The organism is Flavobacterium piscis (assembly GCF_031457575.1).
Classification (GTDB): domain Bacteria; phylum Bacteroidota; class Bacteroidia; order Flavobacteriales; family Flavobacteriaceae; genus Flavobacterium; species Flavobacterium piscis_A.
In genome coordinates this window covers 448,802-462,069 of record NZ_JAVDWQ010000001.1, presented here as the reverse complement: position 1 = coordinate 462,069, position 13,268 = coordinate 448,802, and the positions used below count along the sequence as shown (strand labels likewise).

At 34.7% G+C, this 13,268-nt stretch carries 13 protein-coding genes; 2 read left to right on the top strand and 11 right to left on the bottom strand.

What is annotated here, in order from left to right; all coding sequences use genetic code 11:
• The first annotated feature begins 32 nt into the window (after window positions 1-32).
• On the top strand, window positions 33-1,115 hold the full coding sequence (gene dinB, locus J2W48_RS01950; RefSeq protein WP_310277247.1) for a DNA polymerase IV: 1,083 nt from the start codon (window positions 33-35) through the stop codon (window positions 1,113-1,115).
• Window positions 1,116-1,195: 80 nt separating this feature from the next.
• Window positions 1,196-1,711, top strand: coding sequence for a PAS domain-containing protein (locus J2W48_RS01945; RefSeq protein WP_310277245.1), 516 nt, complete (start codon window positions 1,196-1,198; stop codon window positions 1,709-1,711).
• 49 nt (window positions 1,712-1,760) lie between these two features.
• On the opposite strand, the gene J2W48_RS01940 is transcribed toward J2W48_RS01945, so the two are convergent.
• The 11 genes from J2W48_RS01940 to nuoF all read right to left on the bottom strand — a co-directional run bounded on the left by J2W48_RS01940 (window position 1,761) and on the right by nuoF (window position 13,267).
• Entirely contained in the window at window positions 1,761-2,534 is a 774-nt protein-coding gene (locus tag J2W48_RS01940; protein ID WP_310277242.1) for a Bax inhibitor-1/YccA family protein, read from the bottom strand.
• A 165-nt stretch (window positions 2,535-2,699) separates the two neighbouring features.
• Window positions 2,700-4,094, bottom strand: a complete 1,395-nt coding sequence (locus J2W48_RS01935) for an NADH-quinone oxidoreductase subunit N (protein ID WP_310277238.1) — start codon at window positions 4,092-4,094, stop codon at window positions 2,700-2,702.
• Window positions 4,095-4,226: 132 nt separating this feature from the next.
• Window positions 4,227-5,678 carry a complex I subunit 4 family protein gene (locus J2W48_RS01930; protein ID WP_310277236.1) on the bottom strand — a complete coding sequence of 484 codons (1,452 nt, stop codon included), beginning with the start codon at window positions 5,676-5,678 and terminating at the stop codon, window positions 4,227-4,229.
• Window positions 5,679-5,688: 10 nt separating this feature from the next.
• A complete protein-coding gene (gene nuoL, locus J2W48_RS01925; protein WP_310277233.1) occupies window positions 5,689-7,572 on the bottom strand; it encodes an NADH-quinone oxidoreductase subunit L in 1,884 nt (627 codons plus the stop codon).
• A gap of 6 nt (window positions 7,573-7,578) precedes the next feature.
• Window positions 7,579-7,899, bottom strand: a complete 321-nt coding sequence (gene nuoK / locus J2W48_RS01920; protein WP_026982591.1) for an NADH-quinone oxidoreductase subunit NuoK — start codon at window positions 7,897-7,899, stop codon at window positions 7,579-7,581.
• Window positions 7,899-8,438, bottom strand: a complete 540-nt coding sequence (locus tag J2W48_RS01915; RefSeq protein ID WP_310277229.1) for an NADH-quinone oxidoreductase subunit J family protein — start codon at window positions 8,436-8,438, stop codon at window positions 7,899-7,901. Before J2W48_RS01915 ends, nuoK begins: the two co-directional genes overlap by 1 nt.
• On the bottom strand, window positions 8,439-8,984 hold the full coding sequence (locus tag J2W48_RS01910) for a NuoI/complex I 23 kDa subunit family protein (RefSeq protein ID WP_310277226.1): 546 nt from the start codon (window positions 8,982-8,984) through the stop codon (window positions 8,439-8,441).
• Between the two features lie 117 nt (window positions 8,985-9,101).
• Complete coding sequence (locus tag J2W48_RS01905; protein ID WP_310277223.1) at window positions 9,102-9,629, bottom strand: ORF6N domain-containing protein; 528 nt, start codon at window positions 9,627-9,629, stop codon at window positions 9,102-9,104.
• Between the two features lie 84 nt (window positions 9,630-9,713).
• Window positions 9,714-10,766, bottom strand: coding sequence for an NADH-quinone oxidoreductase subunit NuoH (nuoH, locus tag J2W48_RS01900; protein WP_310277220.1), 1,053 nt, complete (start codon window positions 10,764-10,766; stop codon window positions 9,714-9,716).
• Between the two features lie 2 nt (window positions 10,767-10,768).
• Window positions 10,769-11,800 (bottom strand): NADH-quinone oxidoreductase subunit G, encoded by a 1,032-nt coding sequence (locus J2W48_RS01895; RefSeq protein ID WP_310277217.1) that lies wholly within the window; start codon window positions 11,798-11,800, stop codon window positions 10,769-10,771.
• Window positions 11,801-11,896: 96 nt separating this feature from the next.
• On the bottom strand, window positions 11,897-13,267 hold the full coding sequence (gene nuoF / locus J2W48_RS01890) for an NADH-quinone oxidoreductase subunit NuoF (RefSeq protein ID WP_310277214.1): 1,371 nt from the start codon (window positions 13,265-13,267) through the stop codon (window positions 11,897-11,899).
• Between the last annotated feature and the right edge of the window lies 1 nt (window position 13,268).

Below are 13,268 nucleotides of genomic sequence, written 5' to 3'. Positions count from 1 at the left end.
CCGATATATTTTTTTAGATTTAAATTTGTAACATGTCAGATTCACCAACTTATCGAAAAATAATCCATATAGACATGGATGCTTTTTATGCTTCGGTTGAGCAGATGGATAATCCTGCCTTGCGAGGAAAACCTATTGCAGTTGGTGGATCAGAAAATCGTGGTGTTGTTTCGGCGGCAAGTTATGAAGCCCGTAAATTTGGGGTTCGAAGTGCCATAAGCGGCGTTTTGGCTAAAAAATATTGTCCCGAAATTATTTTTGTTCGTCCTCGTTTTGATCGCTATAAAGAGATTTCCTCGAAAATTCATAAAATATTTTATGAATATACGGATATGGTAGAGCCTCTCTCGCTTGATGAAGCTTATCTTGATGTTACTCAAAATAAAAAAGGAAATCCAAGTGCTTCATTGCTGGCACAGGAAATCAGGTTACGAATTTTGAATGAAGTGGGTATTACTGCCTCAGCCGGAATTTCTGTCAATAAATTTGTGGCTAAAATTGCCAGTGATTACAACAAACCAAACGGTCAAAAAACGGTTAATCCTGATGAGGTAATTCCTTTTCTGGAAGAATTACCAATTCGAAAGTTTTATGGTGTTGGAAAAGTTACTACCGAAAAAATGTATCAGTTAGGAATTTTTACCGGAGCTGATTTAAAAACCAAATCGATCGAGTTTCTGGAAAAACATTTTGGTAAATCTGGAAAATTTTATTTTCATGTAGTCAGGGCGATTCATAACAGTGAAGTAAAGCCTTCCCGAAATACTAAATCAGTAGCATCAGAGCACACTTTTGATGTTAATCTTACTTCGGAAATTTTTATGCTGGAACAACTTGAAAAAATCGCCGTTTCATTAGAAAGGCGTTTGAAAAAATATAAAATTTCAGGAAAAACGGTCACGCTAAAAATCAAATACAGTGATTTTACGCAGCAGACCAGAAGTAAAACACTGCCATATTTTATTTCCGATAAGAGTTTGATTCTTGAAACCGTTGAAGAGTTATTATATCAGGAACGTATGAAAGATTCTGTTCGATTATTAGGGATTTCTTTAAATAATTTGAATACAGAAGAGAAAAAAGCGGTTGTTGTTCAGTTAAAATTTGCCTTTTGATAAGATTGTACAAGCGTTAAATCCTGAAATTCTAAATTTTGTTTATTAATTTCTTACTAACTTTGAACAAAATAATTCTTATGAATCCTATAAATTATTATGGCGAATCTTTTGCTGAATTTGATTCAAATTTGAGTTGTAATTCTGTTCCAATCCTTTGTTGGGATTTTTATTATGAATCGATAAATGAATTAAAAACATTTTCTTCGGATGTAAAAAAAATCAAACGTATTTCAGGTCAGTTCAAGTGGAATGAAATTGATTTGAATATTAATGAACGTTTGAAGAATGAAGTTATTTTAATTACAAATTTGGAACAAAAAATAATTTTTGCTTCTGGAGGAATTTCGAAAATGACAGGTTATACAGAAAAAGAAGTTATTGGAAAATTCCCAAAAATATTTCAGGGACCGGGAACTTCCACTGTAGTTTTGAAAGAAATCAGAACAGCAATTGAGAAACAAATTCCTTTTGAAAAGACAGTTCTAAATTATAAAAAAAATGGTGAAACCTATGATTGCACGATTCATGGTTTCCCTGTTTTTAACTTAAAAGGGGAATTGTCGCATTTTATAGCTTTTGAAAAAGCAACATAAAAAAAGCCTTTTTGAAATTTCAAAAAGGCTTTTAGTATTGTGAAAGAAATTAATCCTTGCTATACAATTTTGATAACAATCTCAGGAATTCGATGTATAACCAAACTAATGTTACCATTAATCCCATTGCACCATACCATTCCATGAATTTTGGCATTCTTTGCTGGGCACCTTTTTCAATTTGGTCGAAATCTAAAAATAAGTTTAATGCTGCAATAATAATTACAAAAACACTAATACCAATACTCATCATTGAATTTCCGTGATGTACAGGGGTAAAGCTTGTAAACATAGAAACTACCCACGAAATTAAATAATATGTTGCAATCGCTAATGTAGCTGCAATAACTACTGATCTAAATTGCTCTGTAACTTTTACAATTTTAAATTTATATAAACCAAGGCAAACTAAAAAAGTAACCAAAGTCGCCCCAACTGCATTTATTACAATTCCAGGATACATGGCCTCAAAAATGGCAGAAATTCCACCAATAAAAAGACCTTCAAATAAGGCATAACCAGGTGCTAAATATGGAGAAGCCTGAGGTTTGAAAGCAGAGATTACAACTAATATAAGTCCCACAATGGCGCCTCCAATTGTTGGCAGCATAACATTCATTGCGTTAAATGCCATCCACCATGTTATCATTGCAGATCCGCATAGGATTAAAAATAAAATAGCTGTTTTATTAATAGTCCCGGATATAGTCATTTCCTGATTGTAATCAATAATTTGTGCCTGATGCACTTCTTGAGCTTTTGAAACAGCATTTGATGAAAAACGCTTGTTGCTTAAAAATGGATTTTTCGAATTGAAGTTCATATTTTTAATACATTTAATTGTACTCAAATATAGGTAGTTTTTTTGAAGTGTACTGGTTTGAGTAAATTTTTTAACATCATTTTTTCATCTGGAAATGATTGAGATAAAATAAAAAATCCATCAAAAGAAACTCTTGATGGATTTGTATTTATGAAGATTGAAATTTTAATTCAATAAATCTAAAACTAATGATGGGAATAAACCTAAAGTAATATTTAAAGCAATTGAAATGATGGCAACAGTGTAAATAAGAAAAGGTTTTCCGGTACGCTCCTGATTTGGTTCTTTGGAATACATTGCCAATATCAGTTTGAAATAATATCCAACACTAATAATGGAATTAATAACGGCTACAATTACTAAAGCAATATGACCAGCCTGAATCGTTTGATTAAACAGAAATAATTTTGCAAAAAAGCCTGAGAAAATCGGGATACCTGCCATTGATAGAAGCGAAGCAGTAAGGATGACTGCCAATAACGGATTTGTTTTTCCTAAACCGTGAAAGTTGGTAATATCTTCATCATTCTGATTATTTTTACATACATATAAAATAACACTAAAAGCAGCAATTCCTGCCAAAGCATAAGCGGCTGTATAATAGAGTAGTACTCCTGCTGAAGTTGCTACAGTTAATAGAGTCATCAACATAAATCCTGCATGAGAGATTCCTGAGAAAGCTAACATACGTTTTACATTTACCTGACGTAGTGCCATGATGTTTCCAACGGTCATAGAAGCAATTGAAATAATCACAATAATGTTCTCGAAAGTATGTAAATGATCCTGATTTTCTAAAGATGAAATTAAGTTTAAACCCGAAATTAATTTGAAAAGAGTTGCAATTGCCACCACTTTTGCCAAAGTACTCATTAAAGCAGTTGTCAGAGCTGGGGAACCTTCGTAAACATCCGGAGCCCAAAAGTGAAAAGGGACTGCTGCTACTTTGAACAACATTCCTATAATTACTAAGATCATTCCGATTGGAAACCAGATTGGCAATTCGGCAGATAAGGAATATTCGCTGATTTCAACTACATCAAAACTTCCCATTGCTCCGTAAATCAAACAAATTCCAAATAGGATAATTCCAGATGCGAATGAACCCATCAAAAAATATTTCATACCTGCTTCGTTACTTTTTAAATTCAAACGCTCACTGGCTGCCAGAATATATAAGGAAATAGATAGTATTTCGATACCTAAGAAAAACATGGCGAGGTTTCCAAAAGAAACCATAGCAACTGCTCCGGCTAATAAAAATATTTTTATAGCAACAAAATCTGAAATTTTGTTTTGGTGATTTTCATAAAAATTATGGCTTAGGGCTACCAGAAAAATGGTCAATACAATGAATAATGATGAAAACGTAGTAGAGAATTTACTTACTGTAATCATATTATTGTAATAACTTTCTGTTGATCCAAATTCGTAATAATTAAGCGCCAAAACACCCAATAAACCAATAATGGTAATTGGAACAATGGCTTTTCTTAAATTAAGAATTTCAAACAATAGGCAGAAAATACCCAATCCTGTTATAGCTATTAATGTATTCATTTTTGTTTTTTTGATTTAGGAAATCCAAAACTAATGATGCCCTAATTTATTTTATTTAAAATATTTTTTTATTCTTCTTTTGTAATGAACTTAACGTTTAAAATCTGGCAGAACTAAAGTTAAAAATCGTTTTTAACATGCACCGTACTTCTTTTCAATAATATTTAAAATAGTTTCTAAACTTGGTGTAATTAAATCTGTAATAGGTTTTGGGTAAAATCCGAAAAAGAGTAAAACCGCAATTATTGCAACCAATGAAATTCCTTCGTTAAGAGTAACATCAGCAAAAGTTTTAGCATTAGCTTCACCCAACATTACATTCTGAAACATTTTAAGCATATAATATGCCCCTAAAATAATAGTGGTTCCACCTAAAACAGCAAACCAGACATTAATTTGGGAAAGGCTATACAAAACTGTAAACTCACCTACGAAGTTAAAAGTACCCGGCAACGCAACAGAAGCTAAAACCAGAATTAAAAACATCGAAGTGAATTTAGGTGACTGAATACGAATACCGCCCAACTCAATAATATCTCTTGTAGCAAATCTTCTGAAAATGATTTCGGCAGCAAGGAACAATCCAACTACGACAAAACCGTGTGCAATCATTTGTAAAACTGCCCCGCGTAATCCGTCCAGAGTCAAGGTATAAGTTCCTGCAGCAATTAATCCAACATGTGCTAGTGAAGAATACGCTAATAATTTCTTTACATCTTTTTGTCTTAAGGCTACAATCGAACCATAAATTACTCCGGCAATTCCTAAAGCGATGATAATATTCATTAATTCTTTAGCAGCAAGAGGTGCAATCGGTAACTGCCAACGAATAACGCTGTACAACCCCATTTTTAGCATGATTCCGGATAAAAGCATGGTTCCAACAGTTGGTGCTTTTTGGTATACATTGGCTTGCCACGTGTGGAAAGGAATAATCGGAATTTTAATGGCATACGCTAAAAAGAAAGCCAGGAATATCCAGATCTGCTCCGTTTGTGATAAATTTAATTTGTATAAATCTTCAATCAGGAAGCTTCCGGCTTTTTGATACAAATAAATAAAAGCCACTAACATGAATAACGATCCTGCAAGTGTGTAGATAAAAAATTTAACAACTGCTTTTCTGCGTTCTTCAGCATCGCCATTACCCCAAATAAGGGCAATGAAGTAAATTGGAATTAATGCCAATTCCCAAAAAATATAATATAAAAGACCATCTGCTGCCAGGAAAGTTCCTGTCATTGCAAAAGCCATAAATAAAATCAAAGCATAAAAACCTTTAGCATTTTTATATTCATTTCCGAAAGAAGAAAATATAATAATTGGCGTAAGCGCTACCGTTAATAAAAGCATAGCCATTGCCAAACCATCAGCATTTAGCACCAATGAAATTTTAGGCTGCGTAATCCACGCGTTGATTAAACTGATATTTTCGCCGGCATTAAAATGGTTTAACAGTACAACCGAACAGCCCAAAGCTGCCAAACTAAAGAACAAAGCTACTTTTGATGCCAGTTTATCGCCAGCAAAATAAGTGACAAATGCACCAATTAAAAGAATAATTAATATAAGGGAAACGTTCATAGTTATAAAATTATTGAGCTAAAAATATATAGGAAACAATGGCGCAAAGACCCAAAACAAAAGCAAAAAGATATACTCCAACACTTCCGTTCTGTAATTTTTTACCCTGAAAACCTATTTCATTGGTTACTTTTCCTAATCCGAAAACAAGTGCTGATAAACCTGTTTCAATATAGTCCCTAAAGAATTTTGATAAGAAGTTTACTGGAGCTACAAATAGTGCATCATAAGCTTCATCTACATAATATTTGTTATATAAAACTTTGGTTAAGCCTGTTATGTTTTCATCAGCTTCAGGAACATTATCCTGTTTGAAATATTTAAAGTAAGCGATTAGGATTCCTAATAATCCTCCAACAACCGCAACTCCCATCAGAATATATTCAGTTGTGCCTAAATGGTGTTCTTCTCCTGCCACTTTCGTGAAAAGAGGAGCCAAATATTCGTTTAACCAGCTATTTCCAGGTAAGCTAATTAATCCTCCAAAAGTAGCTAAAAGAGCTAAAATCATTAATGGAAAAGTAATCAAACCGTCACTTTCATGTAAATGATGTTTTTGTTCGTCAGTTCCTCTAAAGTCTTTAAAGAAAGTCAGGAACATCAATCTGAACATATAAAATGCTGTCATAACAGAAGCAATCGAACCCACAACGTATAATGGTATACTGTGGTGAAAAGCCGTCAATAAAATTTCATCTTTAGAAAAGAAACCTGAGAAAAACGGAACTCCTGAAATGGCTAATGATGAAACCAGCATCGTCCAGAAAGTGATGGGCATTGCTTTGCGCAAACCACCCATTTTACGCATATCCTGCTCGCCATGCAATCCGTGAATTACAGATCCTGATCCTAAGAATAAACAAGCTTTGAAGAAAGCATGAGTAATTACGTGAAAAACAGCTACTTCATAAGCTCCGAACCCTAAGGCTAAAAACATTAAACCTAACTGAGAAACGGTAGAGTAGGCCAAAACTTTTTTAATATCCGTCTGAACCAAACCAATTGTTGCAGCAACTAGTGAAGTTACACCTCCAACAATCGCAATGATAGTCTGAACATCCGGAGCTAAATCAAAAACAAAGTTCAATCTTGTTACCATAAAAATACCTGCAGTAACCATTGTTGCCGCGTGAATCAATGCAGAAACAGGAGTTGGTCCGGCCATCGCATCTGGTAACCAGGTGTATAATGGAATCTGTGCTGATTTTCCACAAGCACCAATAAATAAACATAATGCAGCTAATGAAAGCAACGGAATATTTAAGTCAGTTGCTCCGGCAATAGCCGTTTGTAAAGTTGCATAATCTAAAGTCGAGAACATCGAACCCAAAATAAACATTCCGATTAAAAGACCTAAATCCCCTATTCTGTTCATGATGAACGCTTTTTTCGCTGCATCATTGTAATCCTGGTTTTTATACCAGAATCCAATTAATAAGTACGAACAAAGTCCAACACCTTCCCAACCAATAAACAATACTAATAAGTTACTTCCAATTACAAGGGTAATCATAAAGAAAACGAATAAGTTCAGGTACGAAAAGAACTTGTGCATATTTTCGTCATCATGCATATAACTGATAGAATATATATGAATCAAAGAACCAATACCGGTTACAAAAAGCAACCAAAGCAATGATAATTGATCTAATAAAAATCCAAGATTGATTTTTAGATTACTAATCTGAATCCAGTCAAATAAGGTAATTTGAATGGTTTTTTCAGTTTGGGTAATCTGATTGAAAAAGAAAAGCGTAACAATAAAAGAAACTACTACAGAAGCAGTCCCGATAATTCCGGAAACTGTTTTTCCTAAGCTTTTCCCAAAGAAAACATTGATTAAAAACCCTAAAAAAGGAGCTAATACTAAAACTAAAGCTAAATTGGTATCCATTTCCATTTATCCTTTTAAATTTTTTAAATTATCGATACTAATCGAACCTAAATTTCTAAAGATCGAAACTAAGATAGCCAATCCAACTGCAACTTCAGCCGCAGCAACTGCCATCGAGAAGAACACAAAAACCTGTCCCTGTGCATCCTGATGATAAGTCGAAAAAGCAACAAATAAAAGGTTTACTGCATTCAGCATGATTTCGATAGACATAAAAACAATAATTGCATTTCGTCTGTACAATACACCAAAAACACCAATACAGAAAAGTACAACACTTAAAAAGATGTAATTTTCAATACCTATTTGATTTAATATATTACCCATTATTTATTTAATTTTTCTTTTTTAGACAATAATACAGTTCCAATCATTGCTACCAAAAGCAGGATTGATGCAAATTCAAACGGAACCATATATTCGTTCAATAATATTTTACCCAAAACCTGAATCGATTGGAAATCTTCTCCGGTAGAATCGTATTCTCCAACAATTGGTTTGGAGTTGATGAAAATAGTAATCAATACAATACAAATCAAACAGAAAGAAACAATCGCACCCAAACGTGTAATTCTCGGTCTGTGTACCTGATGGCGTTCGTTAAGATTCATTAACATAATCGTAAACAGGAACAGAATCATAATCGCTCCCGAGTAGACGATAATATGTACGATAGCCAAAAACTGAGCATTCAGTAATAAATAATGACCTGCAATCGAAAAGAAACAAATCACCAAATAAATGGCACTGTGAATTGGATTTCTGCTAAAAATGGTTAAAAAAGCGGTCGCAACCGTAATAAACGCCAGGAAACAAAAAATAATTTGTACTGTAGTTGCTTGTGCAAAATCAGGAATATGTATCATTTAGTTAGCGTTGTTAAGTTGAGCATTTTTGATCGCCACGTCAAGAGGCATCACTAATCTGTCTTTTCCAAAAATGAAATCTTCTCTTTCATAACTTGAAGGAACCAACACTTTTGAAGTTGTCAAATAAATGGCGTCTTTCGGACAGGCTTCTTCACAAAGACCACAGAAAATACAACGCAACATATTGATTTCATAAATCGAAGCGTATTTTTCTTCTCTGTACAAATGTTTTTCATCCGCTTTACGCTCAGCTGCCTTCATCGTGATTGCTTCTGCAGGGCATGATAAAGCACACAATCCACAGGCAGTACAGTTCTCACGGCCCTGCTCATCACGTTTCAACTGGTGTTGACCACGATACACCGGACTCATTTCACGCACTTGTTCCGGATAATGAATAGTAGCTTTTTTTCTGAAAAAGTGTTTGATGGTAATGAATAAACCTTTTACAATCGCCACAAGATACAATCGCTCCAAAAAAGTCATCTCTTTGTTTGAGACCAACTTTTTTCTACCCGATAATGATATAGTTTCTATTGACATTCTTTTAATTTTTATTTTGAAGCTTAATCCTGCTATCCGCTTGTATCTTTTTTGGCAAAAATAGCCAAAAAAGGATACCGCTTCTATCAGGGCTAGGGCATTTTGGTATTAATGAATTTATTTTTTATAACCAATTTTTGTTCTTTCAATTTTATTCTCTTGCTTGTCCATCAACTCATCAAGATAAGTAAAGACCAATTCAATATTTTTATCGTGATTGATTAATTTTTTCTTAATCATATCAACTTCTAATTTTAAATTTAGATTATCAGTTAGAAAGTTTCTTAGATTTACAAATACTTCAATAATTTTGATACTCATTTGAGTAGCTCTTTCGCTTTTCAAAACATTTGCTAATTGTAAAACGCCATGTTCTGTAAAAACATAAGGCAATGAACCTCCCAGGCTTTGTATTGATGGAATAGCCTTTTCAGCAATCATCATTTCAACTTCAATTTCTGAAAGCCTGAACATAAAATGCTCAGGAAATTTATTAATATTTCTTTTAACTTGTTGTCTTAGTCTTAATGGAATAACTTCAAAAAGTTCTGCTAAATCTTTATCTAACATTACTTTTTGATTTCTAATAAAATAAATTTTATTAGTGATAATTTCATCAGGGACAATTGCAACTCTGTTTATCATGTTTTTGAATTAGAGGTATCACATTTTGTGATACCTTTATTTTTTATTTAAGTAGATGTATTTAATATACTGTAAAACAACACTTTAAAATCCAAAATATATCGCGATATCGTGTCTCAAAATAACAATACCGGTAACGATGATATTAAGAATCGAAAGCGGAATCAAAATTTTCCATCCCAAATGCATCAATTGGTCATATCTAAATCTCGGAATTGTCCAGCGAACCCACATATAAAAGAATATGAAAAAACATATTTTTATAAATAGAACTACAATTCCTAATATATTAGCCGTATTTACACCAACATTCTCCACCATCCACTCCATTCCCGGATAATTATATCCTCCAAAAAACAAGACAGAAATGATAGTCGCCGAGATAAACATATTCGCGTATTCAGCAAATAAATAGAATCCCATTTTCATGGAGGAATATTCAGTATGATATCCACCAATCAACTCCGACTCACATTCTGCCAAGTCAAAAGGTGTTCTGTTCGTTTCTGCAAAAGCACAAATCAGGAAAATCAGGAACGATAACGGCTGGTAAAAAACATTCCAGTTCATTCCTGCTTGTTGTACAGAGATTTCTTTCAAGCTCAAAGTTCCGGTCATCATCAATAAGGCAATTATAGATAATCCCATAGCGATTTCGTAAGAAACCATCTGAGATGCTGCACGAACCGCTCCCATCAACGAGAACTTGTTGTTCGAAGCCCATCCGCCAATCATGATTCCGTAAATACCAACAGAAACAACTCCGAAGAAATACAATAATCCGATGTTGATATCTGTAGCCTGCAACAAAATATCCCTTCCAAATAAATGCAATCTGTCTCCCCAAGGAATCACAGCACTGGTCATTAAAGCCGTACTCATGGCAATTGCAGGACCAACGACAAATAAGAATTTGTTAGGTGTATTCGGAAAAAATTCTTCTTTCGAAAATAATTTCAATCCATCGGCAAGAGGCTGTAATAAACCACCCCAACCCGCACGGTTTGGTCCCACACGATCCTGAAGAAATGCCGCAACTTTACGTTCAGCCCAGGTAGAATACATCGCCATTATCATTGTTACGGCAAAAACCACAACAATCACAACACTTTTTTCTATAATAAAGGTACTGTCCATATTTAAGAATTTTGGCTGTTAGTGTTTAATGGAATTTCAGCCATACTGATTTTTTTACGGTCTTCATCTCTCCCTAAAAGGATGTTCTTTTCTGTAGCGATTTCTACTTTCTCTAATTTTTGAGTGTAGTTATTTTGGTTGATAACAGAATCTTTTTCAAATTCTCTTGGTCCTTCAATAACCCAGTCATTCACATTTTTGTGATCAAAACGACAAGAGTTACAGATGAATTCCTCTACTTCATGGTACTCATCTTTACGACCGGTCACACGTTGGATTTCTCCACCAAACATCCAAACAGTTGTTTTACCGCAACATCCGGGAGTTGTACATTCTCTGTGTGCATTGTAAGGTTTATTGAACCAAACTCTCGATTTGAAACGGAAAGTTTTGTCAGTTAACGCTCCAACAGGGCAAACATCAATCATGTTTCCTGAAAACTCATTGTCGATAGCTTTTGAGATTCCTGTTGAAATATTAGCATGGTCACCACGATCTAATACTCCGTGAACCCTGTTGTCTGTCAATTGATCTGCAACTTGTACACATCTTTGGCATAAAATACAACGGTTCATATGCAGTTGAATATTCGGACCAATATCTTCTGGTTCAAATGTTCTTTTTTCTTCGATAAAACGTGATTTTGGATTTCCGTGTTCGAAACTTAAATTTTGTAGATCACATTCTCCGGCCTGGTCACAAACCGGACAGTCCAATGGGTGATTGATCAATAAAAATTCCGTTACAGATTTACGGGCTTCGGTAACCCTGTCAGAAGACTTGCTGTTTACTTCCATTCCATCCATACAGCCTGTTACACAAGATGCCATTAGTTTTGGCATTGGTCTTGGGTCAGCTTCACTTCCTTTAGCAACTTCAACTAAACAACAACGACATTTTCCGCCGCTCCCTTTTAATTTTGAGTAATAACACATGGCTGGCGGAACTAAATCTCCTCCAATCATACGTGCAGCCTGCAGGATGGTAGTTCCTGGTTCTACGTCAATACTTTGACCGTCTATGGTTACTTTCATCTCTCTTAATGATTTGAATGTCGAAAGTTTAGATATTCAAAAGATTTGCTGTCCTTTTAATACTATTTACTTTGTAACTTCTTTTTATAATTTTATTTATACGATTATCTTGCCGCCTACCAAATGTTTCACTTGTGAAAATGGTTCAGCAACAAAATGATCCCTGTGTTTTATTTTTTCAGGGAAACGAACGTGGTATTCAAACTCATCTCTGAAATGACGGATAGCTGCTGCGACCGGCCACGAAGCCGCATCGCCAAGCGGACAAATCGTGTTTCCTTCGATTTTACTTTGAATACTCCATAATAATTCGATATCCTCTTCACGGCCCTGGCCGTTTTCAATACGATATAATATTTTTTCTAACCAGCCTGTTCCTTCGCGGCAAGGTGTACATTGTCCGCAAGATTCGTGGTGATAAAAACGAGCAAAATTCCATGTATTTCTTACGATACACGATGTGTCGTTGTAAACTATAAATCCTCCTGAACCTAACATAGATCCGGTAGCAAAACCACCATCACTTAAAGATTCGTAAGACATTAATCGGTCTTCACCATTTGCGGTTTTAAAAATTAATTCAGCTGGTAAAATAGGCACTGAAGATCCTCCCGGTACTAAAGCTTTTAAAGGTCTGCTTGAAGACATTCCACCTAAATATTCATCAGAATTCATGAATTCGTCAACACTTAAACCTAATTCAATTTCATAAACTCCTGGATTTTTAATATGTCCTGAAGCCGAAATTAATTTAGTTCCCGTAGAACGACCAATTCCAATTTTAGCATACTCATCACCGGAATTATTGATAATCCATGGCACAGCAGCGATGGTCTCCACATTGTTTACCACAGTAGGATTTGCCCAAAGTCCTGAAACAGCGGGGAAAGGTGGTTTTATACGAGGATTTCCTCTTTTACCTTCCAGTGATTCAATAAGAGCAGTTTCTTCTCCACAAATGTAGGCGCCAGCTCCACAGTGAACATATAAATCCAAATCGTAACCGCTACCTAATATATTTTTTCCTAACCAACCAGCAGCTTTAGCTTCGGCGATGGCTCTTTCTAAAATTTTGAAAACCCACATATATTCTCCACGAATGTAGATATAGGATAGGTTAGCACCCAAGGCAAAACTGGATGTAATCATTCCTTCAATCAATAAATGAGGAATAAATTCCATCAAATAACGATCTTTAAATGTTCCTGGCTCAGATTCGTCAGCGTTGCAAACTAAATGTCTTGGTTTTCCTGATTTTTTATCAATAAAACTCCATTTCATTCCTGCCGGGAAACCAGCTCCACCACGGCCACGAATACCTGATTTTTTTACTTCTTCAACAACTTCGTCAGGTGTTAAGGTTTTTAAAGCTTTTTCCACAGATGCATAACCCCCGTTTTGGCGATATACTTCATAGGTTTTAATACCTGGAATATTGATTTTATCTAATAATATTTTTTTGGACATC

Coding starts and splice junctions, on each gene's coding strand:
- nuoK (WP_026982591.1), bottom strand. CDS start 7,899: ATGGGTAATATATTAAATCAAATAGGTATTGAAAATTACATCTTTTTA.
- J2W48_RS01940 (WP_310277242.1), bottom strand. CDS start 2,534: ATGAACTTCAATTCGAAAAATCCATTTTTAAGCAACAAGCGTTTTTCA.
- J2W48_RS01895 (WP_310277217.1), bottom strand. CDS start 11,800: ATGAAAGTAACCATAGACGGTCAAAGTATTGACGTAGAACCAGGAACT.
- nuoH (WP_310277220.1), bottom strand. CDS start 10,766: ATGGACAGTACCTTTATTATAGAAAAAAGTGTTGTGATTGTTGTGGTT.
- J2W48_RS01915 (WP_310277229.1), bottom strand. CDS start 8,438: ATGATACATATTCCTGATTTTGCACAAGCAACTACAGTACAAATTATT.
- nuoF (WP_310277214.1), bottom strand. CDS start 13,267: ATGTCCAAAAAAATATTATTAGATAAAATCAATATTCCAGGTATTAAA.
- J2W48_RS01930 (WP_310277236.1), bottom strand. CDS start 5,678: ATGAACGTTTCCCTTATATTAATTATTCTTTTAATTGGTGCATTTGTC.
- J2W48_RS01910 (WP_310277226.1), bottom strand. CDS start 8,984: ATGTCAATAGAAACTATATCATTATCGGGTAGAAAAAAGTTGGTCTCA.
- J2W48_RS01905 (WP_310277223.1), bottom strand. CDS start 9,629: ATGATAAACAGAGTTGCAATTGTCCCTGATGAAATTATCACTAATAAA.
- J2W48_RS01945 (WP_310277245.1), top strand. CDS start 1,196: ATGAATCCTATAAATTATTATGGCGAATCTTTTGCTGAATTTGATTCA.
- J2W48_RS01935 (WP_310277238.1), bottom strand. CDS start 4,094: ATGAATACATTAATAGCTATAACAGGATTGGGTATTTTCTGCCTATTG.
- nuoL (WP_310277233.1), bottom strand. CDS start 7,572: ATGGATACCAATTTAGCTTTAGTTTTAGTATTAGCTCCTTTTTTAGGG.
- dinB (WP_310277247.1), top strand. CDS start 33: ATGTCAGATTCACCAACTTATCGAAAAATAATCCATATAGACATGGAT.